Annotated in this window: 24 protein-coding genes and 1 riboswitch; of the genes, 15 read left to right on the plus strand and 9 right to left on the minus strand. The window is 64.6% G+C overall.

Features of this window, described 5'->3' with window-relative positions:
* Positions 1 to 260 precede the first annotated feature (260 nt).
* Entirely contained in the window at positions 261 to 2,609 is a 2,349-nt protein-coding gene (gene clpA, locus CN97_RS05550) for an ATP-dependent Clp protease ATP-binding subunit ClpA (protein ID WP_035708179.1), read from the minus strand.
* A 201-nt stretch (positions 2,610 to 2,810) separates the two neighbouring features.
* Complete coding sequence (gene gloB / locus CN97_RS05555) at positions 2,811 to 3,581, minus strand: hydroxyacylglutathione hydrolase (protein ID WP_035708184.1); 771 nt, start codon at positions 3,579 to 3,581, stop codon at positions 2,811 to 2,813.
* A gap of 67 nt (positions 3,582 to 3,648) precedes the next feature.
* Between gloB and CN97_RS05560 the strand changes: the two genes are divergently transcribed.
* From CN97_RS05560 to CN97_RS05585, 6 genes are all read left to right on the plus strand, one after another.
* Entirely contained in the window at positions 3,649 to 4,407 is a 759-nt protein-coding gene (locus CN97_RS05560) for a methyltransferase domain-containing protein (protein ID WP_035708187.1), read from the plus strand.
* Between the two features lie 225 nt (positions 4,408 to 4,632).
* On the plus strand, positions 4,633 to 5,202 hold the full coding sequence (locus tag CN97_RS05565) for a F0F1 ATP synthase subunit delta (RefSeq protein ID WP_084684001.1): 570 nt from the start codon (positions 4,633 to 4,635) through the stop codon (positions 5,200 to 5,202).
* A complete protein-coding gene (atpA, locus tag CN97_RS05570; RefSeq protein WP_035708192.1) occupies positions 5,202 to 6,740 on the plus strand; it encodes a F0F1 ATP synthase subunit alpha in 1,539 nt (512 codons plus the stop codon). The genes CN97_RS05565 and atpA overlap by 1 nt, the downstream gene beginning before the upstream one ends.
* 24 nt (positions 6,741 to 6,764) lie before the next feature.
* Entirely contained in the window at positions 6,765 to 7,640 is an 876-nt protein-coding gene (locus CN97_RS05575; RefSeq protein WP_035708195.1) for a F0F1 ATP synthase subunit gamma, read from the plus strand.
* 15 nt (positions 7,641 to 7,655) lie between these two features.
* Positions 7,656 to 9,074 carry a F0F1 ATP synthase subunit beta gene (atpD, locus tag CN97_RS05580; RefSeq protein WP_035708198.1) on the plus strand — a complete coding sequence of 473 codons (1,419 nt, stop codon included), beginning with the start codon at positions 7,656 to 7,658 and terminating at the stop codon, positions 9,072 to 9,074.
* Positions 9,075 to 9,084: 10 nt separating this feature from the next.
* Positions 9,085 to 9,483 carry a F0F1 ATP synthase subunit epsilon gene (locus tag CN97_RS05585; protein WP_035708202.1) on the plus strand — a complete coding sequence of 133 codons (399 nt, stop codon included), beginning with the start codon at positions 9,085 to 9,087 and terminating at the stop codon, positions 9,481 to 9,483.
* Positions 9,484 to 9,630: 147 nt separating this feature from the next.
* On the opposite strand, the gene CN97_RS05590 is transcribed toward CN97_RS05585, so the two are convergent.
* On the minus strand, positions 9,631 to 10,647 hold the full coding sequence (locus CN97_RS05590) for a ribose-phosphate pyrophosphokinase (RefSeq protein ID WP_035708205.1): 1,017 nt from the start codon (positions 10,645 to 10,647) through the stop codon (positions 9,631 to 9,633).
* 98 nt (positions 10,648 to 10,745) lie between these two features.
* Between CN97_RS05590 and CN97_RS05595 the strand changes: the two genes are divergently transcribed.
* Together CN97_RS05595 and CN97_RS05600 are read left to right on the plus strand one after the other, a co-directional pair.
* On the plus strand, positions 10,746 to 11,342 hold the full coding sequence (locus tag CN97_RS05595) for a 2-hydroxychromene-2-carboxylate isomerase (RefSeq protein ID WP_035708207.1): 597 nt from the start codon (positions 10,746 to 10,748) through the stop codon (positions 11,340 to 11,342).
* Positions 11,343 to 11,350: 8 nt separating this feature from the next.
* Positions 11,351 to 12,148: an alpha/beta fold hydrolase gene (locus tag CN97_RS05600; protein ID WP_035708488.1), complete on the plus strand. Its 798-nt coding sequence runs from the start codon at positions 11,351 to 11,353 to the stop codon at positions 12,146 to 12,148.
* Here the strand turns inward: CN97_RS05600 and CN97_RS05605 are convergent, their stop codons facing one another.
* Positions 12,149 to 14,047, minus strand: coding sequence for a hypothetical protein (locus tag CN97_RS05605; protein WP_035708210.1), 1,899 nt, complete (start codon positions 14,045 to 14,047; stop codon positions 12,149 to 12,151). It lies immediately after the preceding gene.
* A gap of 157 nt (positions 14,048 to 14,204) precedes the next feature.
* Between CN97_RS05605 and CN97_RS05610 the strand changes: the two genes are divergently transcribed.
* Complete coding sequence (locus CN97_RS05610) at positions 14,205 to 14,897, plus strand: SIMPL domain-containing protein (protein ID WP_035708213.1); 693 nt, start codon at positions 14,205 to 14,207, stop codon at positions 14,895 to 14,897.
* A gap of 68 nt (positions 14,898 to 14,965) precedes the next feature.
* Here CN97_RS05610 and CN97_RS05615 read toward each other — a convergent pair whose 3' ends face one another.
* On the minus strand, positions 14,966 to 16,252 hold the full coding sequence (locus CN97_RS05615; RefSeq protein WP_035708216.1) for an O-acetylhomoserine aminocarboxypropyltransferase/cysteine synthase family protein: 1,287 nt from the start codon (positions 16,250 to 16,252) through the stop codon (positions 14,966 to 14,968).
* A 171-nt stretch (positions 16,253 to 16,423) separates the two neighbouring features.
* Between CN97_RS05615 and CN97_RS05620 the strand changes: the two genes are divergently transcribed.
* Positions 16,424 to 17,083 (plus strand): glutathione S-transferase family protein, encoded by a 660-nt coding sequence (locus CN97_RS05620; RefSeq protein ID WP_035708219.1) that lies wholly within the window; start codon positions 16,424 to 16,426, stop codon positions 17,081 to 17,083.
* 176 nt (positions 17,084 to 17,259) lie between these two features.
* On the opposite strand, the gene CN97_RS05625 is transcribed toward CN97_RS05620, so the two are convergent.
* Complete coding sequence (locus CN97_RS05625) at positions 17,260 to 17,757, minus strand: hypothetical protein (protein ID WP_242685217.1); 498 nt, start codon at positions 17,755 to 17,757, stop codon at positions 17,260 to 17,262.
* Between the two features lie 6 nt (positions 17,758 to 17,763).
* Entirely contained in the window at positions 17,764 to 18,498 is a 735-nt protein-coding gene (locus CN97_RS19755; protein WP_051910980.1) for a lipopolysaccharide kinase InaA family protein, read from the minus strand.
* Between the two features lie 161 nt (positions 18,499 to 18,659).
* On the opposite strand from CN97_RS19755, the gene ftsY reads away from it, so the two are divergent.
* Positions 18,660 to 19,745: a signal recognition particle-docking protein FtsY gene (gene ftsY, locus CN97_RS05635; protein WP_035708222.1), complete on the plus strand. Its 1,086-nt coding sequence runs from the start codon at positions 18,660 to 18,662 to the stop codon at positions 19,743 to 19,745.
* Positions 19,746 to 19,835: 90 nt separating this feature from the next.
* Here the strand turns inward: ftsY and CN97_RS05640 are convergent, their stop codons facing one another.
* Complete coding sequence (locus tag CN97_RS05640; protein WP_035708223.1) at positions 19,836 to 20,339, minus strand: MgtC/SapB family protein; 504 nt, start codon at positions 20,337 to 20,339, stop codon at positions 19,836 to 19,838.
* A gap of 63 nt (positions 20,340 to 20,402) precedes the next feature.
* Between CN97_RS05640 and CN97_RS05645 the strand changes: the two genes are divergently transcribed.
* Positions 20,403 to 21,311 (plus strand): EamA family transporter, encoded by a 909-nt coding sequence (locus CN97_RS05645; RefSeq protein WP_035708226.1) that lies wholly within the window; start codon positions 20,403 to 20,405, stop codon positions 21,309 to 21,311.
* Positions 21,312 to 21,363: 52 nt separating this feature from the next.
* Positions 21,364 to 21,972 carry an inner membrane-spanning protein YciB gene (locus CN97_RS05650; RefSeq protein ID WP_035708229.1) on the plus strand — a complete coding sequence of 203 codons (609 nt, stop codon included), beginning with the start codon at positions 21,364 to 21,366 and terminating at the stop codon, positions 21,970 to 21,972.
* 19 nt (positions 21,973 to 21,991) lie between these two features.
* Here CN97_RS05650 and CN97_RS05655 read toward each other — a convergent pair whose 3' ends face one another.
* Positions 21,992 to 22,699, minus strand: a complete 708-nt coding sequence (locus CN97_RS05655; protein ID WP_035708231.1) for a glutathione S-transferase N-terminal domain-containing protein — start codon at positions 22,697 to 22,699, stop codon at positions 21,992 to 21,994.
* A gap of 98 nt (positions 22,700 to 22,797) precedes the next feature.
* Positions 22,798 to 22,875, plus strand: a riboswitch (SAM riboswitch).
* Positions 22,876 to 22,930: 55 nt separating this feature from the next.
* Between CN97_RS05655 and metZ the strand changes: the two genes are divergently transcribed.
* The gene (gene metZ, locus CN97_RS05660) at positions 22,931 to 24,109 is read left to right on the plus strand and encodes an O-succinylhomoserine sulfhydrylase (protein WP_035708234.1); all 1,179 of its coding nucleotides are present in this window, start codon (positions 22,931 to 22,933) and stop codon (positions 24,107 to 24,109) included.
* Positions 24,110 to 24,270: 161 nt separating this feature from the next.
* Entirely contained in the window at positions 24,271 to 25,377 is a 1,107-nt protein-coding gene (folE2, locus tag CN97_RS05665) for a GTP cyclohydrolase FolE2 (RefSeq protein ID WP_035708237.1), read from the plus strand.
* Positions 25,378 to 25,599: the final 222 nt, after the last annotated feature.

Here is a 25,599-nt window from a genome sequence, read left to right on the forward strand (position 1 = left end):
CTCTCTCAAGTGCCGGTCGGACAGGTGTCGTCCTGCGACCAAGGGAGATTTGGCAATTTCCATGAATACGCTGCCTCCATAACACGCCGCAGCGAAGAGGGTCTCAGATCTGCGTTGAAGCGGAGTCCGCAATCCGGCGAAGCATACGGTAGCCGGTGTTCCGATCTCCCGAACATGCCATGCAGGATTGTTTCAGCGGCTGTCAGGCTCGGCAAAGCAAAAGGCCCCGCTGAACAGCGGGGCCTTCATGAGGATCCGGCTTATTCCGCTGTCAGAAGCGGCGGCTTGTTACCTGTAAGCCGAGGGCGCGACGGTTCCTCGATCTCCAGTGCGATGGTGTCGTCCTTGATCGCGATCTTGACCACGCCACCCTTGGCGAGCCGGCCGAAGAGCAGCTCCTCCGCCAGCGGCTTCTTGATGTGCTCCTGAATCACGCGGCCAAGGGGACGCGCGCCCATCTTGTCGTCGTAACCCTTCTCAGCCAGCCAGTCGGCCGCCGCCGGTGTCAGTTCGATATGCACTCCCCGGTCCATCAACTGGGCCTCAAGCTGCAGAACGAACTTTTCGACGACTTGCAGGATTACTTCACGCGGCAGCGGTGCGAAGGAGATCACCGCGTCCAGACGGTTGCGGAATTCGGGCGTGAAAGTCCGCTCGATGGCCGCGGTGTCTTCCCCTTCACGACGCTCCCGGTTGAACCCGATGGCCGCCTTTGCCTGCTCCGAGGCTCCGGCGTTCGAGGTCATGATCAGGATCACGTTGCGGAAATCCACCTGCCGGCCGTTATGGTCGGTGAGTTTCCCGTGATCCATGACCTGCAGGAGGATGTTGTAGACATCCGGGTGCGCCTTCTCCATCTCGTCGAGCAACAGCACGCAATGCGGATGCTGGTCCACACCATCGGTCAGCATGCCGCCCTGATCGAATCCCACATACCCCGGAGGTGCGCCGATCAGCCGGGAAACCGCGTGTTTCTCCATGTATTCCGACATGTCGAAGCGCAGCAGCTCCACGCCCAGGGTATTGGCGAGTTGCTTGGCTACCTCCGTCTTGCCGACCCCTGTCGGACCCGCGAACAGGTAGTTGCCGATCGGCTTCTCCGGCTCCCGCAGGCCCGCACGGGCCAGCTTGATCGCGGAGGAGAGCGCCTCGATCGCTTTGTCCTGACCGAAGACAACGCGCTTGAGCGTCTTTTCAAGGTCGCGCAGCACCTCCGCATCGTCCTTGGAGACGCTCTTCGGCGGGATGCGGGCGATCTTGGCCACGACGGCCTCGATCTCCTTGGCGCCGATCGTCTTGCGGCGACGTGATTCGGGCAGCAGGTGCTGGGCAGCGCCGGCCTCGTCGATCACGTCGATCGCCTTGTCAGGCAGTTTCCGGTCATGGATGTAGCGCGCGGAAAGCTCCACGGCCGTCTTGATCGCATCCGCAGTATAGCGGATGTCATGATGCTCCTCGAAGTAGGGTTTCAGGCCCATGAGGATCTTGATCGTGTCGGGCACGGAGGGCTCGTTCACGTCGATCTTCTGAAACCGCCGCGACAGCGCCCGGTCCTTCTCGAAGTGCTGGCGGAACTCCTTGTAGGTGGTGGAGCCCATGCAGCGCAGCCGCCCGCCCTGAAGCGCGGGCTTCAGCAGGTTGGAGGCATCCATCGCACCCCCGGAGGTGGCACCCGCGCCGATGACCGTGTGGATCTCGTCGATGAACAGGATCGCGTCGGGGTGATCCTCCATCTCCTTGACCACGGCCTTCAGACGTTCCTCGAAATCGCCGCGGTAGCGGGTTCCGGCGAGCAACGCGCCCATGTCGAGCGAGAAGATCGTGGCGGAGGCCAGAATGTCCGGCGTTTCCCCCTCGACGATCTTCCAGGCGAGTCCTTCGGCGATGGCGGTCTTGCCGACTCCGGGATCCCCCACGAGAAGCGGGTTGTTCTTGCGGCGGCGGCAGAGCACCTGGATGCAGCGCTCGACCTCCCCCTCCCGGCCGATCAGCGGATCGACATCGCCCTTCCGCGCCTTGGCGTTCAGGTCAACACAATATTTCGCAAGCGCGGATTCGCGCGACTCACCCCCGGAATTCCCCGAGGTGGAACCGGATTGGGACGACGTGTTCTGTTCCTCCTCATGATCGCTGGTTCCGGTGATCGGGCGCGTCTCGCCGAAGGAGGGATCCTTGGCCACGCCATGGGCGATGAAATTGACCGCGTCGTAACGGGTCATGTCCTGCTCCTGCAGGAAGAAGGCCGCGTTCGATTCGCGTTCGGCAAAGATCGCGACCAGGACATTCGCCCCGGTCACTTCTGTCCGGCCGGACGACTGCACATGGATCGCCGCGCGCTGAATCACGCGCTGGAAAGCCGCAGTCGGCACCGCCTCGGAGCCTTCGATATCGGTCACGAGGGTCGAAAGATCATCGTCGATGAAGTCGGTGAGCGTTCGGCGGAGTTCCTCAAGATCGACACTACAAGCCCTCATTACGCGGGAGGCGTCGGGTTCATCGATCAACGCCAGCAGCAGATGCTCCAGCGTTGCGAGTTCGTGGCGCCGCGCATTGGCCAGCGCCAGCGCGGCATGGATTGCTTGCTCGAGGGTGGTCGAAAAAGAAGGCACGGGCCGTGCTCCTGTCCTTGAGGGTCGGAGGTGGGGCGGACCCCGCTCCAACCGTGTCCCCATATCCTTAAAGTTCGGTGTTCGCCGCCGCGCTTCAAGTTTTTTCTGTGAGATTCCGCCCGATCCTCGCGCAGTTGCGACAATTGTGATCGAAGAGGCTCTCCCATGTCCCGACCAGAAGGCCGAATGTCCCGGAATCGCTCAGAATGCGTCCTTTCGATGCCGAATTTCGGCAAAAACTTCCGCATCTTCTGCATCGCTCCCGAACCCGAGTTTGCGTCTGATGCCAGCCTCGCCGGGCCGCAGGAAAGGATTGGTCGCGAGTTCTTCCGAGAGCGTCGAGGGCACGGTCGGTTGCATTCGCGCACGCAGAGCCGCGACCTCGGTCTGTCGCGATTTAAGCATTCCATTCTCCGGTTCAATGGTTAGCGCAAACGCGATGTTGCCCGTCGTGTATTCGTGACCGGAATAGACGCGTGTTTCGGGTGGCAGCGACATGAGCTTCGACAGGCTTTCCCACATCATCGCGGGCGTCCCTTCAAAAAGCCGGCCGCAGCCGCAAGCCATGAGGCTGTCTGCGGAAAAGAGCGCCGCCGTTTGCGGAAAATGGAATGCGACATGGCCCACGGTATGACCGGAGACGTCGATCACCCGGCCTTCCTCTCCGCCAACCCGGACCGCGTCGCCCTCCGACACCGCGGCATCTAGCGCCGGCAGCCTGTGGCGGTCGGCCGCGGCGCCGATCACCTGCGCATTCGTGGCGGCCCGAAGCTCATCGACCCCCTGGACGTGGTCGGGATGGTGGTGGGTGAGGAGGATCGTGCCCAACCGCCAGCCCTTCTCCTGAAGGACACGGAGAATCGGCGCGGCCTCCGGCACATCGACCACGGCGGTGTCGCCGCTCGCGGCGTCGTGCAGCAGGTAGGCGTAATTGTCGCTCAGGCAGGGGATCGTGACGATGTCGAGGGTCATGGTGTTTCCTTGCTGCTCGGCTATCTTGCGGCTCATGGCCAAGCTAATCGCTGATACTGCGGAGACAATGCACCTGGACGCGCTTGAACTGCGTAATTTCTATTACCGCACCGGCCTCGGCCGGGTGGCGCAGCGCAGCCTCCGGCAGAGCTTCCTCGAACTCTGGCCGGAGGCACAGGGGCAGACGGTCGTGGGATTCGGCTTTCCCGCGCCGTTGCTGAGACCGTATCTGGGAACGGCGCGTCGGATTGTCGCACTGATGCCGGGTCAGCAGGGGGTGATGTCCTGGCCGCGGGGGGAGGCGAATGTCTCCGTGCTCTGCGAGGAGACCCAGTGGCCGCTGCCCACCGGTATCGCGGACAAGCTCTTTCTGCTGCACGGGCTGGAGACGACGGACTACCCGTCCGAACTCCTGGAGGAGTGCTGGCGGGTGCTCGGGGCAGGCGGACGGGCGATCTTCGTGGTGCCCAACCGCTCGGGCATGTGGTCCAGGACGGATTCGACGCCCTTCGGTTTCGGACGCCCCTATTCGCTCCGCCAGCTGGAGTCACAGCTCAAGCGCCACGCTTTCACACCCGAACGCTACGTCACCTCGCTCTATACACCTCCCTCTCCGCAGCGATTCTGGCTGCGCACCTCCGACTTCTGGGAGGGGACAGGGCGGCGGCTTTCGTCCGTCTTTTCGGGCGGCGTGCATATCGTTGAGGCGTCCAAGCAAGTCTACGCTCCCACCCGCCCGGGCCTGCGGCAGATCGTCCGCCGGCCGCTGCGCGTGCTGGAGGGCGCAACCCAGCCCGGTCCCGTCGCAGGCGCAGAGCCTGCTTAGGTCAAAGGTTGCGCAGAGCTGTGGCAGCCTTGCCAGATGTTGGCGCTAAAGGCGCAAAATAAGCCTTTTGGGGGTGCCTCCTGCGACCCAACACGGTTGCGAGCGCGGAAGGGGTCTGCTACACGCAACCCCGGATTTGGGCCGCGCCGTGCGTGCGCCTTGGACGGCCCCGGACCCGCGTGCTTTTCCCGCACTGCGCCGGTGAGGGGTCACAGCATCGGAAGGGTGGACGTGGCCGAACCTGCTTCGATTTCATACGGTATCGCCGCGCGCTATGCGACGGCCGTCTTCGAACTGGCACAAGAGCAGAACGCGCTTGATGCGTTGGAGGCCGACACAGGCACTCTCGACGCGATTCTCAAGGAAAGCGCCGATTTCCGAACCATGATTACCTCGCCCCTCTACTCGCGCGATGCGGAGAAGAATGCGGTGATGGCCGTTGCGGGCAAGGCCGGTCTCACGGATGTGATGTCGCGCACGCTGGGCCTCATGGCAGAGCATCGGCGGCTGTTCACGCTGCCTCAGTTCGTGACCGAGCTTCGGGACATGATCAAGCGCGCCAAGAACGAAGTGACCGCTGAGGTGGTTTCCGCCCAGCCGCTCACCGAGGCTCAGGTGCAACGGCTCGAAAGCGTGCTCACCGCCAAGGCGGACGGGCGCAAGGTTCTGATCAATGCGACCGTGGATGACTCGCTCATCGGTGGTCTTGTCGTCAAGCTGGGCTCGAAGATGATCGATACCTCGGTCCGCTCGAAGCTCTCGGCACTCCAGAATGCAATGAAAGAGGTCGGATAATGGGTATCCAAGCTGCTGAGATCTCCGCGATCCTCAAAGAGCAGATCAAGAATTTCGGCCAGGAAGCCGAAGTGGCGGAAATCGGCCGCGTCCTGTCGGTTGGTGACGGGATTGCCCGCGTCTATGGCCTCGACAACGTTCAGGCGGGGGAGATGGTCGAGTTTCCCGGCGGCATCCAGGGGATGGCGCTGAACCTCGAAGTCGACAACGTCGGTATCGTGATCTTCGGTGACGACCGCGGTATCCGCGAAGGCGACACCGTGAAACGCACGAAATCCATCGTCGACGTGCCCGCGGGCGAGGGGCTGCTGGGCCGCGTTCTCGACGGTCTGGGCAATCCGATCGACGGCAAGGGCGCGCTGAACTTCTCCGAGCGTCGCGTGGCCGATGTGAAGGCTCCCGGCATCATTCCGCGGAAATCCGTGCACGAGCCGATGGCGACCGGCCTCAAGGCGATCGACGCCATGATCCCGATCGGCCGCGGCCAGCGGGAGCTCATCATCGGTGACCGTCAGACCGGCAAGACCGCCGTGGCGCTCGACACGATCCTGAACCAGAAGTCCTACAACGAGGCTGCCGGTTCCGACGAATCCAAGAAGCTCTATTGCATCTATGTCGCCATCGGGCAGAAGCGCTCGACCGTGGCGCAGCTGGTGAAGAAGCTGGAGGAGAGCGGCGCGATCGAATACACGATCGTGGTCGCCGCGACCGCGTCCGACCCTGCGCCGATGCAGTATCTCGCGCCCTATTCGGCGACTGCAATGGCGGAATTCTTCCGCGACAACGGCCGTCACGCACTCATCATCTACGATGACCTCTCCAAACAGGCCGTGTCCTACCGTCAGATGTCGCTGCTGCTGCGCCGTCCGCCGGGACGTGAAGCCTATCCGGGCGACGTGTTCTATCTCCACTCCCGTCTGCTGGAGCGGTCGGCGAAGATGTCGGATGAATTCGGTGCCGGCTCGCTGACGGCGCTGCCGATCATCGAAACGCAGGCGGGCGACGTGTCGGCCTATATTCCGACCAACGTGATCTCCATCACCGACGGTCAGATTTTCCTTGAGACGGAACTGTTCTACCAGGGTATCCGCCCGGCGGTGAACACCGGTCTCTCGGTGTCGCGCGTCGGCTCCGCTGCCCAGACCAATGCGATGAAATCGGTCGCGGGGCCGGTGAAGCTGGAACTTGCGCAGTATCGTGAGATGGCGGCCTTCGCCCAGTTCGGCTCCGACCTCGACGCATCCACGCAGAAGCTGCTGAACCGCGGTTCCCGCCTGACGGAACTGATGAAGCAGCCGCAGTACTCACCGCTGACCAATGCGGAGATCGTCTGCGTGATCTATGCGGGGACGCATGGCTTCCTGGACTCGATCCCGGTCAACAAGGTCGGCGCCTTCGAGAAGGGCCTGCTCGCCCATCTGCGCACCAACCACCGCGCGCTGCTCGACGACATCACCGTCAAAGACCGCAAGGTGAAGGACGAGCTCGAAGCCCAGATCAAGGCTGCGATCACTGAATTTGCCAAAGACTTCGCTTAAGGGCGGGGGAGCAGGGACGGATAGATGCCGAGCCTAAAGGACCTCAAGAACCGGATCAGCAGCGTCAAGTCGACGCGCAAGATCACCAAGGCCATGCAGATGGTCGCGGCGGCGAAACTGCGCCGCGCCCAGGAAGCCGCCGAAGCTGCCCGCCCCTATGCGGAGCGGATGAACTCGGTCATCGCGGGCCTCGCCGGGTCGGTCGCAGGCTCGCCTGGCGCGCCGCGGCTGCTCGCAGGAACGGGGCAGGACAAGGTCCACCTCCTGGTCGTTATGACCTCGGAGCGTGGCCTTGCCGGCGCCTTCAACTCCTCCATCGTCCGGCTGGCGCGGCTTCGCGCCGACACGCTGATCGGGCAGGGCAAGACGGTGAAGATCCTGACCGTGGGCAAGAAGGGGCGTGAACAGCTCCGTCGCGACTACGGGCATTATCTCATCGGGCATGTCGATATGTCGGAGGTGAAGAAGCTCGGCTACGTCAACGCCCACGACATTGCACGCCAGATCATGTCGCGCTTCCAGAACGGCGAATTCGACGTGGCGACGATCTTCTACAACCGTTTCCAGTCGGTCATCAGCCAGGTGCCGACGGCGAAACAGATCATCCCCGCCTCGTTCGAAGAAACACCCGCGACATCCTCCTCGGCGCTCTATGAATATGAGCCGTCCGAAGAAGGCATCCTGACCGATCTGTTGCCGCGTTCGATCGCGACCCAGATCTTCACGGCGCTGCTCGAGAATGCGGCCTCTGAACAGGGTGCGCGGATGAGCGCGATGGACAACGCGACCCGCAACGCGGGCGACATGATCAACAAGCTCACGATCCAGTACAACCGCTCGCGGCAGGCTGCGATCACCAAAGAGCTTATCGAAATTATCTCGGGCGCCGAAGCGCTCTAACGACCGGAGTAACCAATGTCACAAGGCAAAGTCACGCAGGTCATCGGCGCTGTCGTGGACGTGCAGTTCGACGGCGCGCTCCCGGCGATCCTGAACGCGCTGGAGACGACCAACAACGGCAAGCGTCTCGTTCTGGAAGTGGCTCAGCACCTTGGCGAGAACACCGTCCGCACCATCGCGATGGATGCCACGGAAGGCCTCGTCCGCGGGGAGCCGGTAAAAGATACGGGCGCGCCGATTTCCGTTCCCGTCGGTGATGGCACGCTCGGCCGCATCCTGAACGTCATCGGCGAGCCGATCGACGAGAAGGGTCCGGTCGTCGCCACCGAGCGGCGCGCCATCCACCAGCCCGCGCCCGACTTCGAGGACCAGTCCACGGAATCGGCGATCCTCGTCACCGGCATCAAGGTCATCGACCTGCTGGCCCCCTACGCGAAGGGCGGCAAGATCGGCCTCTTTGGCGGTGCGGGCGTCGGCAAGACGGTGCTCATCCAGGAGCTCATCAACAACATCGCCAAGGTGCACTCGGGCTACTCCGTGTTTGCCGGGGTGGGTGAGCGGACGCGTGAGGGCAACGACCTCTATCACGAGTTCATTGAATCGGGCGTCATCAACATCGACCATCTCGAAGAGTCCAAGGTGGCGCTGGTCTATGGTCAGATGAACGAACCGCCGGGCGCGCGTGCCCGCGTTGCGCTCACCGGTCTGACCATCGCGGAGCAATTCCGTGACCAGTCGGGTTCGGACGTGCTCTTCTTCGTCGACAACATCTTCCGCTTTACCCAGGCGGGTTCGGAAGTGTCGGCTCTGCTGGGCCGTATCCCTTCCGCCGTGGGCTATCAGCCGACGCTCGCCACCGACATGGGTGCGCTGCAGGAGCGGATCACCTCCACCCGGGCCGGGTCCATCACCTCGGTTCAGGCGATCTACGTGCCGGCCGACGACCTTACCGACCCGGCGCCGGCGACGTCGTTTGCCCACCTCGACGCTACGACCGTGCTTTCCCGCGCGATCTCCGAGCTCGGCATCTACCCGGCGGTGGACCCGCTCGACTCCACCTCCCGGATCCTCGATCCGCAGGTGGTGGGGCAGGAGCATTACGACACCGCCCGCGCCGTGCAGGGTATCCTTCAGCGCTACAAGTCGCTCCAGGACATCATCGCCATCCTCGGGATGGACGAGCTGTCGGAAGAGGACAAGCTGACCGTGGCCCGCGCGCGGAAGATCCAGCGCTTCCTCTCCCAGCCCTTCGACGTGGCGCAGGTCTTCACTGGTTCGCCCGGTGTGCAGGTTCCGCTCGACAAGACCATCGCTTCCTTCAAGGCGGTTGTCGCGGGCGAATACGATCACCTGCCGGAATCGGCCTTCTACATGGTCGGCGACATCGAGGAAGTGAAGGCAAAAGCCGAGCGTCTCGCTGCGGCCGCGGCCTGAGGGAGCGGACATGGCCGATACGATGCAGTTCGACCTCGTGGCGCCGGAGCGGATGCTGACATCCGTTGCCGCCACGGCGGTCACCATTCCCGGATCGGAGGGAGAGCTTACGGCCATGCCGGGGCACGCCCCCCTGATCCTCACGCTTCGTCCTGGTATCGTCCGGGTCGAAGGGCCGAAAGGTGCGGCGAGCTTTGTCGTCACCGGCGGTTTCGCAGAGATCAACACCAACGCGGTTTCCGTGCTGGCGGAGAAGGCGATCCCGGTGACCGAAGTAACGTCAAGCGTGATTGACCAACTGGTGAGCGAGGCGGAAAGCCTTGCCGCCAGTGCGCCGCCCGAGGAAAAGGCGAACAGCGAAAAGCTGATCGCAGATACCAAGGCGCTTAAGGAACTGATCCGCCACTGACGCTGGCTTCATGAGAGTCAGGAAAGCCGGCAGCGATGCCGGCTTTTTTCATGGGCCGCTGCCTCCGCTCCGTGAAGCAACGGCGGTCTGCCCCATGAAAAAGACCGCGCCGAAGCGCGGTCCATCCATTTTCCGACATCCACGCGTTCAGCGCGGATACATGCCCTCGTAGATCGGCACCAGCGTATTGGTGTCGAACAGCGAGGACACGGATGTCCCGTTCCAGATATTCAGGATCGCCTGCGCGAACATCGGCGCGGTGGGGACGATGCGGATATTGTGCGCGGCCTTCACTGCGGCCGTCGGCTCGATTGAATCGGTGATGACAAGGTTCTTCATGGCGGAACTGGTGATCCGTTCCACCGCGGGGCCGGAGAGCACGCCATGGCTGATATAGGCGTGAACCTCTTTCGCGCCGTTGTTCAGAAGCAGGTCGGCGGCCTTCACCAGCGTGCCGGCCGTGTCGCAGATGTCGTCGATGATGAGGCAGATCTGGTCTTCCACCTCACCGATGATGGTCATTTCGGCGACCTCACCGGGCTTGGTGCGTCGCTTGTCCACGATGGCGAGGTTGGCGCCGATCCGCTGGGCAAGCTCCCGCGCGCGGCCCACGCCGCCGACATCCGGGGAGACGACGGTGATCTCGTTCATCCGGCCGCGGAAATTGTGTTCCACATCCAGCGCAAAGACCGGGGCGGCATAGAGGTTGTCCACGGGGATGTCGAAAAAGCCCTGAATCTGCGCCGCATGCAGGTCGAGTGTCAGGATCCGCTCGATCCCCGCCTCGGTCAGCAGGTTGGCGACCAGTTTCGCGGAAATCGGCGTCCTCGCTTTGGTGCGGCGATCCTGACGGGCATAGCCGAAATAGGGGATGACAGCGGTGATCCGGCCGGCGGAGGAACGGCGGAGCGCATCCGTGATGATGAGCAGCTCCATCAGGTTGTCGTTCGCCGGGTTGGAGGTCGGCTGGATGATGAACATGTCCTCGCCGCGGACGTTCTCATAGACTTCAACGAAGATTTCCTGATCGTTGAACCGCTCGACGCGCGCATCGACAAGACCGACGGTCATTCCGCGGTGCATCGACATGCGTCGCGCGATGGAGGAGGCGAGCGAGCGGTTGGCGTTGCCGGAGATCAGTTTCGGCTCATTCATGGCAGCCATGACGGGATCCTTGCTACAATCGGCGGAAGGCCGGATTCGCGATATTGACACCGCTTATCACCGGGCTACGCTCGCGCCAACACGCGGGGGGACGGTTCATGACGCAGATCGACTACTTCTTTTCGACGGCCTCTCCCTATACCTATCTCGCTGGCCTGCGGCTGGAGGAGATTGCGGCACGCCACGGCGCGACCATTTTCTACAAACCCGTTGACCTGGGCGCACTGTTCCCCCGGACCGGCGGGCTTGCGTTGCCGCAACGACATCCGGCGCGGCAAGCCTATCGGTTGCAGGAATTGCGACGGCAGACGGCAAAGGCCGGGCTGCCCATCCATCTTCAGCCCCGCTACTGGCCCGTGAACGCCGCGCCTTCCGCCTATGCGATCATCGCGGCGCAATCCGCTGGCGGTGGCGATCTGGGCGGGCTGGTCCACGGGTTTTGCGCGGCCTGCTGGGCGGAGGAGCGGAATATCGCGGAGGATGACGTGATCCGGGACGAACTTTCCCGCCACGGCTTCGATGCGTCGCTGGCCGACAAGGGACTGCTGGTGGGCGCGGAAACCTATGCGCGCAACCTTGAGGAGGCCGTGGCCCGCGGTGTCTTCGGCGCCCCTTTCTACATCGTGGGGGAGGAGATGTTCTGGGGGCAGGACCGGCTCTCGGATCTCGACGCGCATCTTTCGGGGAAACTGTAGTGGCCGACATGGTAGACCGGGGAGCGCCGCTTGCCACACGAAGCTGGGGGAGCGGGCCCAGAGTGGCTGTCCTGGCGCATTGCTCGCTCGCTCATGGCGGGGCATGGAGCGGCGTGGCTGCCGAACTGGATGATCTGTGTTCAATGACGGCGGTCGATTTGCCGTCACACGGGCGAAGCTGGCGGTGGGCTCCCGGCCTCGGCGATTATCACGATGTCGCTACGCATGCGCTGCGCCGTTCGGTGCTGGCGGCGGGCAGGGGCGGGCCCGTCGATCTGATCGGCCACTCGCTCGGGGGAACGCTTGTCCTTCGCCTTGCGCTTGAGAGCCCTGAGCTTGTGCGGAGCCTTGCGCTGGTGGAGCCCGTGCTGTTCGCAGCGGTGACGGGCGGTGGCCCGGTGGCCGACAACGGGGCCTTTGCAGAGGCCTGGCGCCGGGGCGACAGGGAGGAAGCCTCCCGTGCCTTCATGTCACGCTGGGGCGCAGGGGTCGCTTGGGAGCGGCTGCCCGACCGGATGAAGCGCTACATCGTCGATCGTATCGAGGTGATCCCCGCGACATCGGCGGCGCTGTCCGATGATAGTGCCGGCCTTCTCCAACCGGGGCGGCTGGAGGGGCTGGCCCGACCGGTGATGCTCATCCACGGTGCCGCATCCGCCCCCCTTGCACCGGAAATCGTGCACCGGCTTGCAGCGCGCCTTCCCGATGCGGAGGTCATCGCGATCCCGGAAGCGGGACATATGGCGCCCATCACCCATCCCGCGGCCGTGGCGGAGGCTCTGCGCCGCCTGTTCGCGCGGAGCTGATCAGGTCTTCGGCATGGCGAGCACGACGCCACGCCCGGACTTCACATAGTGAAGCTCGCTTGCCCCGATGGCTACCACCTGGCCACCGTCGAGCCGGTCACCGACCTTCACCTGCTGCAATCTTCCGTTCGACAGCCGAACCAGCGCGCGGCGGTTCGATGATGTGCCGAATACCCCAAGAAGATTCACATCCCTCAGGTTCATGGCTTTGGTGAGGGTGGCTTGCTTGGCAACGGAGGCGCGGGTGGGGATTCTGGGTGTCACGACCTGTGGTTCCGGTTCATCATCAGATTCTGCGGCCGTGGCCAGAGGACTTCTGGTCAAGGCCTGTTGGCGAGGTGCCGCAACGACGGGTGGTGTCATCTGCGGCTGAGGGGGCTGCGCCGCGACAACGGCGCGTGCCGGGGCGACCGGCTCCGCCACGGCTGCGGCGAGCGCAACGGCAATGGCAGGTGCAAAATTCCTGGGTCTCGACCGGGGCCGGTCCACGGCAAGCGCGACGGGCGGGTTGTCCGCCTCGGTTGCGGCTTGCCCGCGCGCGGTAATACCTGCGGGCTTCGGCATCGGACGATGCGAGGACAGTTTCGGGGCAGGATCCTTGCTGGCCATCTGCCGAGGGGCCGCCGGTGCGGCGGAGATCGCGCTGGAGCCAGGCCGCGCTTTCGGCCGGCTGGCGTCAACCTGCGCCCCCGTGCGCCGGGGAGGTGCTTCCGTCAGGGCGAGGCTCGGACCCACCGGATAAGCCTGCCCAAGCAGAGCGGGGCGCTGCAGGGCGATAAGCGCGCGAAGGGTCTCCTTCTCCGTCTCCGCTGCTTTCGGCGGGCGGGGTGAAGCTGCAAGGGTGCTCGCCTGTGCGGCGCCCATGAGGCCGAACTGATTAGCCCGGCTCGTCTGCTGCTCACCCAGAAACAGGCCCGACCCGAGCAGGACAAGCAGGATCAGCACCAGAAGGCCAAGGGCGAGCATCAGTCCGCGCCGCATGCGGTTCCGCTCCCTGACAGGTGCGCGCAGGGTATTCTTCGCATCCGTCGCAGGGGACATGCTCGCGGCGCCCTGAAGCGGCGGGCTGACATGCCGGACGCTTTCCTGTGGGGCTGTCTCGGGGCGTTGCGCGGTCGGGGGCACCGTGGCGGATGGCGCTGCAAGCGCCGCAACATCCGCATCGAGCGGCGGGGGTTCGGCTGCCACCGGGGTCAGGGGCCGGCTTTCCCGTCCCTCCTCCACATGGTCGGACAGAATGCCTGCGGAACCCGGCCCCTCCTCCGGCGTGCTGTCGGAGACATTCGCGGCCCCAGGGGCGGGAGTCAGCGGCGCGGCCTCGGTCGTCCGCTTCGGCTCTGCCGGAACCGGACGCCGGTCGAGCAGGCGCATCGGCACCGTCTCCCGCTCCACCCGCTCCTCCGGACCAAGCAGCGCCGGGGCAAGATGGGTCTGGCCGAAGAACGGCTCGCCATTGAATTGGCCCTGCGGCGGTATCGCCACGAAGGCAACCGGCGCAAAGCGGCTATCGGCGGCAAAGGCCTCCGCCTCCTCAAGCGTCTCCCGCGCAACGATGGCGACCTGCACCTCCCGCCCGTCGCCTGTCCAGTCGAAGACCAGCTCCTCGGGCGCATAGGGGGTCATCCCCTCCAGAGCCGCGCGGATCTGACGGCGGCGAGATGCGGCATCCGGCCCGGGGGCGGCGACGCGCGTATATAGTATCTGATCGTTCGGGATCGTCAGACGCGTCGTCAGCGGGCCAGGCTCCATGCCAAGCGCGGTGCTGCGGAGCGCGGCGACCTTCTGTCCGAGTTCGGGATCCCCCAGCCCAATGGCCCCCACGGTTCGCCAGCCAAGCGGCGTGCGGTGGAAAAGACGGATGCCATCGGCGGCAAGTTCGAGCGTGAAACTGGGCTTCATCGGAACGCACCTACCACGAAAGACAGACCACTGCGATTATGCAGTGGCATCAGCATGGGGTATAGCGGGAAATCGCGCACGCTAGGGCTAGGAACACGGAGAGTTCACTTGTCAGCGGCGCGACCTGCCGCCACAGCAGAGAAAAAGGAGGCATATCATGCGGTTCACCACCCTTGCCACGCTCATGATGTTCGCGGCCGCGCCGCTTGCAGCACAGGAGGTTCAGATGACCTATCCGACCATCACCGTGAACGGAGAGGGAGAGGTCAGCGCCCGCCCCGACATGGCGACCGTAACGCTCGGCGTTGAAACTCTCGGAGACAGCGCGAATACGGCGCTGGCCGAAAATACCGCGGCAACCGCGAAGATGCTCGAGACACTGAAGACGGCCGGAATTGCCGCCAGCGATATGCAGACCTCCGACCTGACGCTCGGCCCCCGGTGGGAGCATCCGCAGGAGGGTCAGCCCAAGGTGGTCGGATTTGTTGCGTCCAACAACGTCAGCGTGACTGTGCGGGATCTGAACAAGCTGGGCAATGTGCTCGATGCCGTGGTGAAGAACGGAGCGAACACGTTCCAGGGGCTGCGGTTCGGGCTGTCCGATCCCAAACCCAACACGGATGCCGCCCGCAAGGCCGCCGTCGTCGATGCGATCGCACGCGCGAACCTTTATGCGGAGGCGGCGGGTGTCGCGCTCGGCCCGGTTCAATCGCTGACGGAAAGCTTCACCGGCCAGCAGCCGCGACCGATGATGCGTATGGCCGCGGACAGCGGTGCGGGCGTCCCGCTGGCAGAGGGTGAGGTCAGCGTGAAAGCGAATGTGACGATGGTCTTCCGTCTGGGAGAATAGGGACGGCGACACAGCAAAAGGCCCGGACAGCTTGCCCGGGCCTTCGGTTTGCGCGTGTTGCCTCCGCGTTAGCCCACTGCAATGCTGAGGGCTTGATCCAGATCCGCGATCAGGTCGTCGGCATCCTCGATCCCGATGGACAGCCGGACGACATTCGGCCCGGCGCCTGCGGCCTGCCGCTGCGCATCGGTGAGCTGCCGGTGCGTGGTGGAGGCCGAATGGATGATGAGCGAACGCGTATCGCCGAGGTTCGCCACGTGGCTGAACAGCTTCACGCTGTCCACCAGCTTCACCCCCGCCTCATAGCCCCCCTTCACCCCAAAGGTGAACAGCGCGCCTGCACCCCGGGGCGTGATCCGCTGCGCCCGCTCATACCACGGCGAGGAGGGCAGGCCCGCATAGGTCACGACCTCCACGCGAGGGTCCGCCTCGAGCCAGGCGGCAACTTTCCGGGCGTTCTCCACGTGCCGGGCCATGCGAAGGCTCAGAGTCTCGATTCCCATGAGCGTGTAATGTGCCCCTTGCGGGTTCATGGTCATGCCAAGATCGCGCAGACCGACAGCGATGCCATGGAAGGTGAAGGCCATCGGCCCCAGCGCCTCATGGAATTTCAGCCCGTGGTATGCGGGTTCCGGCGCGGAAAGGGAGGGAAACTTGTCCGAGGCCGACCAGTCGAACTTGCCCGAATCGACGACGACTCCGCCGGTGACCGTGCCGTTGCCGGTCATGTATTTCGTCAGCGAATGGACGACCAGCGTAGCACCCATTTCGATGGGCCGGCAGAGCCACGGGGTTGCGAGCGTATTGTCCACGATGAGCGGCAGCCCCGCCTCATCCGCCACTTTTGCGACCGCCGGAATATCGGTGACGTAACCGCCGGGATTGGAGATCGATTCGCAGAAGATCGCGCGGGTATCCTCGTCGATCGCGGCGCGCAGCGCGTCCAGATCGTCGAAATCCACCAGCTTGGCGGACCAGCCGAACCGCTTGATCGTCTGGGTAAACTGCGTGACCGTGCCCCCGTAGAGCCGGGTGGAGGCGACCACGTTCTTGCCCGGCCCCATCAGCGGGAACAGCGCCATGATCTGTGCGCCATGGCCGGAGGCGCAGCAGACGGCGCCCGCGCCTCCCTCCAAGGCCGCCACCCGCTCTTGCAGCGCGCTCACCGTGGGGTTGGTGAGGCGGGAATAGATGTAGCCCACCTCCTGCAGCCCAAAGAGTGCCGCTGCATGATCCGCATCGCGGAACACATAGGCGGTGGTCTGGTAGATCGGCACCTGACGGGCGCCAGTCGCAGGATCGGGTGCCGCGCCCGCATGGATCTGCAGCGTGTCGAAGCCGGGGGTTCTGGTCATGTCGTTCTCCTCTTCGCGCGGAGGCTAGGGGAGGGCGGAGCGCGCCGCAAGCGGCGCGTGAGCGGGCTTCGACGACGGATATGGTTCTTCTGCCCGCGGATTGGCCATACGGGCGGACGCCGATCCCTGTTAACCTGTCTTATCAATGGCCATCTGCCGGCGGAGCTCTGGATGCTGCCAGTCCTTACTGTCTTTGCCAACTCTCCCGACCAGGGCCGGGGCCTTGCACGCGACATGCGGGTCCGATGGGCGCTGGAGGAGGTTGGCCAGCCCTACACTGTCCGCCCTGTGTCTTTCGCCGAGATGCGGCAGCCAGCCCACCAGCACCGCCAACCCTTCGGGCAGATTCCGACCTATGAGGAGGGCGACATCACACTCTTTGAATCGGGTGCGATCGTCCTGCATATCGCGGAACACCATGCGGGCCTGCTGCCAGATTCTCCCCCGGCCCGCGCAACAGCTCTCTCCTGGCTCTTTGCCGCCCTGAACACCGTTGAGCCGCCGATCGTGGAGCGGGAGCAGGTCGCCTATGCTGAGCGCGAGCGGCCCTGGTACGAGGCGCGAGTGCCCCTGCTGGACGAGCGTATTCGGGGACGGCTCGATGATCTTTCCGTGCGGCTGGGTGAGGGGACATGGCTGGACGAGGGTTTCACTGCGGGCGATCTGCTGATGGTGACGGTGCTTCGGCGGTTGGAGGGAACGGGTATTCTGGAAGGCTATGCGAAGCTCGGCGCCTATGTGGCGCGGGGTCAGGCGCGCCCGGCCTACCAGCGCGCGTTCGCGGCTCAGCGACAGCTGTTCATGGAGAGTGCGAAGGCAGGAGATTGCTGACCCTCTGCTCCGCCGCGCAGTCTAGCTCGGTCCCAGGAGCCGGCCACTACCTCGGCCAGAAAGCGGCGCGCAGGCCGATCGTCGTGGCAAGCGGTCGTGCCGCCTCTCTCCGGTGGCTCCGCCTTTCGGAAGGTCCACAGCGGTGCAGTTCACGGGACTGCGCTCGACAACCCGGTTCAGGCGCCCACCTTTGGGCCGGGGCAGGGCATGTCTTCGCTGCTCTGGTTCACTTCCACCAGATCCTCCCCATCCGGGTCGCCGCTGAAATGCGCGCGCAGGCCACCCGGCGTCGCGTAGAAGACCCAGCATTGCGGCAGCGGATCGGTTTCATAGACGAAGCAGATCTCGTCGCCGGCGGGATACCATTGGCCGTAACGGCATTCCTGCCCCACGAAGGCCCAGACGACCTGTCGGCCCGGCAGATAGCGCTCTATGCCGTAAGGCGCGCCGCTCGCGCCATAGGTCAGGGTCTTGCCCGTCGAATAGCGTTCGAACGCCTCCGCCGACATCGGTCGCTCGACCGTGGTGGCAGAGAGCGCGGGCAGGGCGGCAAGTCCAAGGGCGAAAGCTGGAACCAGAAGGCGCATCGGAACCTCGACGGGGGCACTGCGGGGGGCACTGCGGACGGGGGCACCGCGGAACGGTGACAGATCGTCCGGCATCTGGCCAGTCATGTTTCCTCACGTCTCCGCGCTGAAGCGGTGGAGCGTCAGCGGCAGGGCGGCAAGTTCGCGCGAGCGTGGCTTGCGTCTGTGGAGCGGTGCCGTCAGGCGCGTGAGCCAACCGAGCCTCCGCGCGATGCGGGCGGCCAGCGGCCACAGGCGGGTGCTGTCCGCGTTGCGATACGCTGCGATGGCGGCATCAATCTCGGGGCGTTCGCTCTCCGCCGCGACATAGGCGGAAAACACGAACATCAGCAGATCGAGCGCCATGTTGATCCGGCGGTTCCGGCGGGGCGCATAACGCTCGAAATCGATGAGCGTGACGCGATCCCCGTCCCAGAGCATGTCGCGCAGGTTCGGGCGCCCATGCGCGAGTCCGGCTGCGTGGAAGGCATGGAGTGCGCAGGCGGCGGATCGGAAGGCAGCCATCCGCTCCTCCTCAGTAAGAAGCCTGTCGCGAAGGATTTTCGCCAGCGGCACACCGCGGTCGGGGGTGACGAAGTAATCTTCCGTTTCATCGACCACCGGGGGCACCGGCAGCCCGAGCCTGCCCAGATCGTGAAGCGCGCCGCGCTCCCGCTCGAAAGCACGCGCGGCATCGCCTTTCTGCAGCCGGAGTTTCAGACTGTCGTAACGCTCTCGCCGTTTTACCCAGTAACGTTTGCCATCCACCGCCACCGCTGCAACGCGCTGCTCGGGCGGCAGGGCGGCAATCTCGGCACGAAGCCGGGGGAGGAAGAAAGCGTGGGTCATACCGCTCATTTAGCCGGTCACGCGCCGAAACGGGAGGGGAAAGCACCTTCATACCGGTTTCGCAGGGGTGCGGGTCTTTCAACTGCCGCCTGTCTGCTTTAGCTGAGAGAAAAGCCGAAAGGCCCAGTGAAATCGCCGGTGCAATCACGGGGAGAGTGCCCATGTCCTTCTTCAGCAAGCTCAAGGAACGGCTCACCCGATCGTCGAGCCGGATCGAGCAGGGGATTGATGCCCTTGTGGAAGAAGCGCCCGCGGCGGAGGCCACGAACCACGCAGCTGTGGATCCGCCGCCTGCTCTGCCGCTCTCCGCGACGCCGGTCCTGCCGGTCGATGTGCCGCCTGCCTCCACTCCGTCGGCGCGGCCGGGTCTTGTCGGGCGGCTGTTCGGTCGTGACTTACAGGCAGAGGAGCCGCGCCGCATTGTGGATGACGCGATGCTGGAGAGCCTTGAGGAGCTGCTGATTCAGGCCGACATGGGGGTGGAGACCGCGCTTCGCGTCACCGCGAATATCGCGGAAGGACGTATGGGCCGCCGCATGTCCGCCAGCGAAATCCGTACGGCCCTGTCCGATGAGATCGCCCGGATCATGGAGCCTGTCGCCCGACCCCTGCCGCTATACCCCCGGAAACCGCAGGTGGTGCTGATCGTCGGCGTGAACGGCTCCGGCAAGACTACCACCATCGGCAAGCTCGCCTCGCAGTTCCGGGCTGCGGGCAAGAAGGTCGTCATTGCTGCGGGCGACACCTTCCGCGCGGCGGCCGTTGAACAGCTGCAGGTCTGGGGGGAGCGGGCTGGCGTGCCCGTGCTGACCGCGCCTGAAGGGTCCGATCCCGCGAGCCTCGCGTTTGACGCCATGACCAAGGCGGAGGCGGAGGGCGCGGACCTTCTGATGATCGACACCGCCGGACGGCTTCAGAACCGCGCCGACCTGATGGAGGAGCTGGCAAAGATCGTCCGGGTCATCCGCAAGAAAGACCCGTCCGCGCCGCATAACACCGTGCTGGTGCTTGATGCGACCACCGGGCAGAACGCACTGAACCAGGTGGAGACATTCCGAAAGCTCGCCGATGTGTCCGGCCTCGTGATGACCAAGCTTGATGGTACAGCGCGCGGTGGCGTGCTCGTGGCGCTGGCGGACAAGTTTGGCCTCCCCATCCATGCCATCGGTGTGGGCGAGCAGATAGATGACCTCGCGCCGTTCGACCCGGAAGATTTCGCCCGGGCCCTGACCGGGGCGGAGGCGTGATGTGCCGCCGGGGGAGCTGTGTAGCTGCCTGGCCCGTTGATTGGTGAGCGGCAGCCAACGAGCAGCGCGAGCACGGCGGCCAAAGGCGCGTCAGGCCCGCTCGTCGCTTTGCACCGCGCCGATCCGGCGTGAAGCGAGGCGGACGAGCCAGAGCAGGATGAGCGTCACCACGGTTGCAAGGGCCGCAAGCGGGATACGCCCCGCCCCGCAGGCCAGGCCGACGGCCCCCGCAAGCCACATGCTTGCCCCTGTTGTCAGCCCGTTGACGCGTCCCCTCTGGCTGAAGATCGTGCCCGCGGCAAGGAAGGCCACACCTGCCGTGACGGCCTCGATGGCGCGGATCGGGTCCGCCTGGATGGACGCGCCGCTGCCCTGCGCCTCCACCTGCACCATCTCGAACGCCATGAGAGTGAAAAGACAGGAGGCCAGAGCCACCATCATATGCGTGCGCAAACCGGCCGGTTTCTCTTTCATTTCCCGCTCGAAACCGATGAGGCCCCCCAGCGCCACTGCGGCCAGCAACCGCAGAACCGCTACCTCCATCGGAAACGCCTCGAACGGCGCGGACAGCTCTTCCTTCAGCACGGCCAGCATGATTGATCCCTCTTTTTCTGCCTCTACAAGCGGATGGAGCCGGTTGCGGTTCCGTGCATGGCAATGAGCGAATGGCTCGTCAGTATCGCGGGGACGCCGCTCGGCCAGGAAATCTCCATGGGCCTCGCGCTTCTGGCCGCGCTTCTCCATGCGGTGTTCGGCGCTCTGCAGAAGGGGCAGCGCGCGGATCCCTGGAAATCGCGGGCGGTGATCGACATGACGGCGGCGGCCATGGCCGCGCCCTGCGCACTGTTCGTCGTGCCTTGGCCGGAGCCGCATATGTGGCCGATCTTCGCTGGGATGCTGGCCATTCACCTTGCCTACAAGTTCCTGCAGGCGGCGACTTATGCCCGCGGTGCCTATACGGTCGTCTATCCGGTGGTGCGCGGTGCGGCGCCGCTCTTTGCGGTGCTCGGGGCCTATCTCTTCTTTGGTGAGGTCTTCGCGCCGCTGCAGTTCGGGGGCGTTCTGGTGCTGGTGGGGGCGATCTTCGGGCTTGCCTACTACAACATGCGGACGATCGTCCTGAACCGCGAAACGCTCGGGCCCGCTTTGGGCTTTGCGGTGGCGACGGGCGGGTTCGTCGCGCTCTACACGACCTATGACGCCTTCGGGATCCGCTCAACGGCCGATCCCTTCACCTTTCTGGCGTGGTTCTTTCTGATCGACGGGTTGAGCTTCCCTTTGGTCATCCGGCGCAGGTGGTATCCCATCCGGCCTGGAGAGGTCCGCCCGCTGCTCAGGCTCGGCCTGATCGGCGCAGTGACGGCCTTCTTCAGCTTTGGCGCCATCATGATTGCCACGCGGATCGGCGATGTCGGGCAGGCGGCGGTGCTGCGGGAGACATCGACCGCCTTCGCCGCGCTGATCGGATGGGTGATGCTGGGCGAGAAGGTCGGACCTGTGCGGACGGCGCTTATGCTGCTTATTGCCTCAGGTGCCGTGCTTGTGCAGGTCGGGGCGGTGCATTGACGTTGCATTGCCCGGCCCGAACGCGCAATTTGCCGCGCGAACGGAGGTGCCGATGGCTGTGAGAAAGATCAACCCGTGGCTGAAGCTCGCGCTGGAGCTTGGGCCGGTGCTGCTGTTCTTCGTGGGCTACATGAGGATCAAGGACCAGAGCTTCGTCATCGGCGGCACGTCCTATGACGGCTTCATCCTGATGACGGCGGCGTTCATTCCGGTGATGATCGCGTGCACGGCGATCCTCTGGGTGCTGACGGGGCATCTGTCGCGGATGCAGGTGCTGACGCTGGTGCTCGTGACCGTCTTCGGCGGCCTGTCGGTCTGGCTGAATGACGAGCGGTTCTTCAAGATGAAGCTCACCATCATCTACCTGCTGTTCGCGGCTGTGCTGGGAGTGGGTCTGCTGCAGGGCAAATCCTACCTGCGTTTCCTGATGGATGAGGTGGTGCCGATGCGGGAGGAGGGATGGATGATCCTCACCCGCCGCATCTTCGTGTTCTTCCTGCTCATCGCGGTTGCGAACGAGGTGGTCTGGCGCACGCTCTCCACCGAAGTGTGGGTGAATTTCAAGACCTTCGGCCTGACCCTCGCGGTCTTTGCCTTCTTCATCACACAAGGCAAGCTGTTCGAGCGTTACGCGGTGCAGAAAGAGAAGCCGGGGGAGTGACCCCGGCCCCTTGAGCGGATCAATTGCGCTTGCCGAACAGGATCTCCTGCGCCTTGCGATCCTGCGCGATATCGGTTCGCCGGTCGGCGGCGACGGCGCGACCGGCCTTGACCCCGGGACGCTTCGCCACCGTCTCCAGCCAGCGGGCGAGGTTCGGCTTGTCGTCCAGCGTCTGCTGCTGACCTTCCCAGCCTGCGGCCCAGGGCCAGATCGCCATGTCGGCGATGGAGAAGAAATCCCCCGCCACGAATTCCGCCTTGGCAAGCTGACGGTCCAGCACGCCGTAAAGCCGCGCGACCTCATTGCGGTAGCGGTCCTTGGCATAGGGCAGGTCGTTCGGCGGATCCATGGAAGGCGCGTACTTGAGGAAGTGATGCGCCTGTCCCGCCATCGGGCCGAGGCCGCCAACCTGCCAGAACAGCCATTCGTCAACGTTCAGCTTGTCCCGCTCCGTCGTGCCGTAGAACTTGCCGGTCTTCCGGGCGAGGTATTGCAGGATCGCGCCGGATTCGAAGACTGACACCGGTTTGCCGTCCGGCCCGTCCTCGTCGATGATGGCGGGCATCTTGTTGTTGGGGGAGATCTCCAGGAACTCCGGCTTGAACTGGTCGCCTGCGCCGATGTTCACGGTCTTGACCACATAGGGCAGGTCCATCTCCTCCAGCGCGATGGAAATCTTCCAGCCGTTGGGGGTGGGCCAGTAGAAGAGTTGGATCGGTCCCGGCATGCTCACGCTCCTTTTTCGATTCGGCAATGTTTGCGCGCGCCCTCTATCCGATGCAAGCCCGCCCGGCAGGTGTTGACGTCGCAGCCGGGGAGGCTTATCCGAACGGGCGTGGCGATTTGTTACCGGATTGCGGGCCACGTTAAACAAGCCGCTAAAGAGGTGTAGGTCATCCGTGGATCCGCTCCCGGTCTCCGACACCCGTTCCGGGCGAGAGACGTGGAGACGTGAAGAATGAACAACTGGAACAGCCGGACGAAACTGGTTCACGCGGGTACCCGGCGTAGCCAGTATGGCGAGGTGGCCGAGGCCATCTTCCTGACGCAGGGCTTCGTTTACGACAGCGCCGAACAGGCCGAGGCACGGTTCATCGAAACCGGGCCGGACGAGTTCATCTATGCCCGCTACGGCAACCCGACCGTGCGGATGCTGGAAGAACGGATGGCCGCGACGGAGGGCACGGAGGATGCCTTTGCCACCGCTTCGGGGATGGCGGCGGTCAACGGGGCCTTGGTCTCCTTGCTCAAGGCCGGGGACCACGTCGTGGCGGCGCGGCAGCTTTTCGGCTCCTGTCTCTACATCCTCAACAACGTTCTCGGCCGTTATGGGGTGGAGGTCACGCTGGTCGATGGCACGAACCTTGCGGAATGGGAGGCCGCGGTGCGTCCCGGAACGAAGGCCGTGTTCTTCGAATCGGTGTCCAACCCGACGCTGGAGATCATGGATATCGCCGGTATCGCCCGGATTGCGCATCGCGTGGGGGCGCTGGTCGTGGTGGACAACGTCTTTGCCACCCCGCTGGAGTCGCGGGCCGTGGCGCTCGGGGCGGATGCCGTCATTTACTCCACCACCAAGCACGTGGACGGGCAGGGGCGCTGTCTGGGCGGCATGATCCTCGGTACGAAAGAGTTCATCCGCAAGACGGTGGAGCCCTACCTGAAACACACCGGTGGCGCGATGAGCCCGTTCAACGCCTGGGTGATGTTGAAGGGGATCGAGACGCTGGACCTTCGCGTGCGCGCTGCCGCAGACTCCGCCAAGGCGATCGCCGAGGCGATCCAGGGGCATGGCAAGCTGGCCCATGTGATCTACCCCGGCCTTGCCGATCATGCGCAACATGCGCTTGCCGCAAGTCAGATGCCGAATGGCGGCACGCTCCTCGCGCTCGACCTGAAGGGCGGGAAGGAAGCGGCATTCCGTTTCCTCAACGCCCTGAGGATCTTCACGATCACCAACAATCTCGGCGATTCCAAGAGCCTCGTCACGCATCCGGCAACGACCACGCATTCAAGCCTGACGGACGAGGCGCGCGCCGTCGCCGGTATCGGCCCGGGTCTGGTGCGGGTGAGTATCGGGCTGGAGGATACCCAGGACCTGATCGAAGATGTCATGAAGGCGCTGGAAGCGGCCTGATACCACCTTGGGATGCTGGCGGGCCGGGCTGGAAATCAGCCGGTCCGCGCCCCATTTTGCTAAAGCGGGAAAGGGTCGGAGCCGATGCGCCATGCTGCCCTGCGCCAGAACAGACGCCAGCGCGGTCCCCGCGCGCCGAGACCAGAACCCGGAGCCACAGGATGAACGCGCCAACCAAACCCGACCTCGCGCCCGCTGCCCCTGATCGGCAGGATGCGAAAGCCGCGCTGGATCTGCTGCGGAACTGGGCGGCGCTTGCCACGCCCGAGGAAGTCGCGACGCTCGACCCCGCCATCGCCCGTCTGTTGCCGGGGCGGGAGGTATCGAACTATCCGGATCTGAACCGCAGCTATCCGGCGGATTTCGTCGCAGACGAAGCCTATCGCGCGACGCTTCCCGATCTGCAGAACGGCCCGTCCAGCCTGATCGTCGGCGCGCATCGCCCGATCCAGCAGGTCGGCATCTCCAACTTCCGCCTGCCGATCCGTTACCGGCTGCGCGCGGGAGGGGAGATCAGCCTTGAGACGTCGGTCACCGGCACGGTAAGCCTCGCCTCCGGCAAGAAGGGCATCAACATGTCCCGCATCATGCGCAGCTTCTACGCGCATGCCGAGCGGAGCTTCAGCTTCGAGGTGATGTCGTCGGTGCTGGATGACTACAAGGCCGACCTTGGCAGTTGCGATGCGCGGCTGATGATGCGCTTTTCCTTTCCGGCCAAGGTAAAGGCACTCCGCTCCGGGCTGGAGGGCTATCAGTATTACAGCATCGCGCTGGAGATGATCGAAACGGACGGGCGGCGGGAGCGGTTCGTGCATCTCGACTATGTGTATTCCTCGACCTGCCCCTGCTCGCTCGAACTGTCCGAACATGCACGACAGGTGCGGGGACAACTGGCAACGCCGCATTCGCAGCGGTCGGTCGCACGGATTTCCGTCGCGCTGGCAGGCGGGCGGACGTTGTGGTTCGAGGATCTGATCGACATCTGCCGCGCTGCGGTGCCGACGGAGACGCAGGTCATGGTCAAGCGCGAGGACGAGCAGGCCTTTGCGGAACTGAACGCCGCCAATCCGATCTTCGTGGAGGATGCGGCGCGTTCCTTCGCGGAGCGGTTGCTGGACGATGCGCGGATCGGCGATTTCCGGGTGGCGGCAAGCCATCAGGAAAGCCTGCACAGCCATGATGCCGTCTCCATCCTCACCGAAGGGCCGACCTTCGCCCAGCGGAGCGTGGACCCGCGGTTTCTGGCGACGCTGCATCATTCCGGGTGAGCCTGTCTCGCCCCTGCGGGAGGAGGGTCGGCGCAGCCCTGGGCCTGATGCCCCCGATTTTGCGGAGAGCGAGGTCTTGGTCCATCGCGTCCGGTTGCCGGCTTCAGCCGCCGCCGCATCGGAGCCGGTGCTGACCAAACCTCGCCGTGCAGTTCTATCCCCGCTTGACCTCGGTTTCAGGCTATCGCAGCCAGCTCTCAGCTCTCAGCTCTCAGCTCTCAG

Source organism: Haematobacter massiliensis (assembly GCF_000740795.1).
GTDB lineage: Bacteria > Pseudomonadota > Alphaproteobacteria > Rhodobacterales > Rhodobacteraceae > Haematobacter > Haematobacter massiliensis.

Excerpts from the sequence above, each read along its gene's own strand:
- gloB (WP_035708184.1), bottom strand. The coding sequence starts at position 3,581 with ATGACCCTCGACATCGTCACGATCCCCTGCCTGAGCGACAATTACGCC.
- CN97_RS05560 (WP_035708187.1), top strand. The coding sequence starts at position 3,649 with ATGCACCTGGACGCGCTTGAACTGCGTAATTTCTATTACCGCACCGGC.
- atpA (WP_035708192.1), top strand. The coding sequence starts at position 5,202 with ATGGGTATCCAAGCTGCTGAGATCTCCGCGATCCTCAAAGAGCAGATC.
- CN97_RS05575 (WP_035708195.1), top strand. The coding sequence starts at position 6,765 with ATGCCGAGCCTAAAGGACCTCAAGAACCGGATCAGCAGCGTCAAGTCG.
- atpD (WP_035708198.1), top strand. The coding sequence starts at position 7,656 with ATGTCACAAGGCAAAGTCACGCAGGTCATCGGCGCTGTCGTGGACGTG.
- CN97_RS05585 (WP_035708202.1), top strand. The coding sequence starts at position 9,085 with ATGGCCGATACGATGCAGTTCGACCTCGTGGCGCCGGAGCGGATGCTG.
- CN97_RS05590 (WP_035708205.1), bottom strand. The coding sequence starts at position 10,647 with ATGGCTGCCATGAATGAGCCGAAACTGATCTCCGGCAACGCCAACCGC.
- CN97_RS05595 (WP_035708207.1), top strand. The coding sequence starts at position 10,746 with ATGACGCAGATCGACTACTTCTTTTCGACGGCCTCTCCCTATACCTAT.
- CN97_RS05600 (WP_035708488.1), top strand. The coding sequence starts at position 11,351 with ATGGTAGACCGGGGAGCGCCGCTTGCCACACGAAGCTGGGGGAGCGGG.
- CN97_RS05605 (WP_035708210.1), bottom strand. The coding sequence starts at position 14,047 with ATGAAGCCCAGTTTCACGCTCGAACTTGCCGCCGATGGCATCCGTCTT.
- CN97_RS05610 (WP_035708213.1), top strand. The coding sequence starts at position 14,205 with ATGCGGTTCACCACCCTTGCCACGCTCATGATGTTCGCGGCCGCGCCG.
- CN97_RS05615 (WP_035708216.1), bottom strand. The coding sequence starts at position 16,252 with ATGACCAGAACCCCCGGCTTCGACACGCTGCAGATCCATGCGGGCGCG.
- CN97_RS05620 (WP_035708219.1), top strand. The coding sequence starts at position 16,424 with ATGCTGCCAGTCCTTACTGTCTTTGCCAACTCTCCCGACCAGGGCCGG.
- CN97_RS05625 (WP_242685217.1), bottom strand. The coding sequence starts at position 17,757 with ATGACTGGCCAGATGCCGGACGATCTGTCACCGTTCCGCGGTGCCCCC.
- CN97_RS19755 (WP_051910980.1), bottom strand. The coding sequence starts at position 18,498 with ATGACCCACGCTTTCTTCCTCCCCCGGCTTCGTGCCGAGATTGCCGCC.
- ftsY (WP_035708222.1), top strand. The coding sequence starts at position 18,660 with ATGTCCTTCTTCAGCAAGCTCAAGGAACGGCTCACCCGATCGTCGAGC.
- CN97_RS05640 (WP_035708223.1), bottom strand. The coding sequence starts at position 20,339 with ATGCTGGCCGTGCTGAAGGAAGAGCTGTCCGCGCCGTTCGAGGCGTTT.
- CN97_RS05645 (WP_035708226.1), top strand. The coding sequence starts at position 20,403 with ATGAGCGAATGGCTCGTCAGTATCGCGGGGACGCCGCTCGGCCAGGAA.
- CN97_RS05650 (WP_035708229.1), top strand. The coding sequence starts at position 21,364 with ATGGCTGTGAGAAAGATCAACCCGTGGCTGAAGCTCGCGCTGGAGCTT.
- CN97_RS05655 (WP_035708231.1), bottom strand. The coding sequence starts at position 22,699 with ATGCCGGGACCGATCCAACTCTTCTACTGGCCCACCCCCAACGGCTGG.
- metZ (WP_035708234.1), top strand. The coding sequence starts at position 22,931 with ATGAACAACTGGAACAGCCGGACGAAACTGGTTCACGCGGGTACCCGG.
- folE2 (WP_035708237.1), top strand. The coding sequence starts at position 24,271 with ATGAACGCGCCAACCAAACCCGACCTCGCGCCCGCTGCCCCTGATCGG.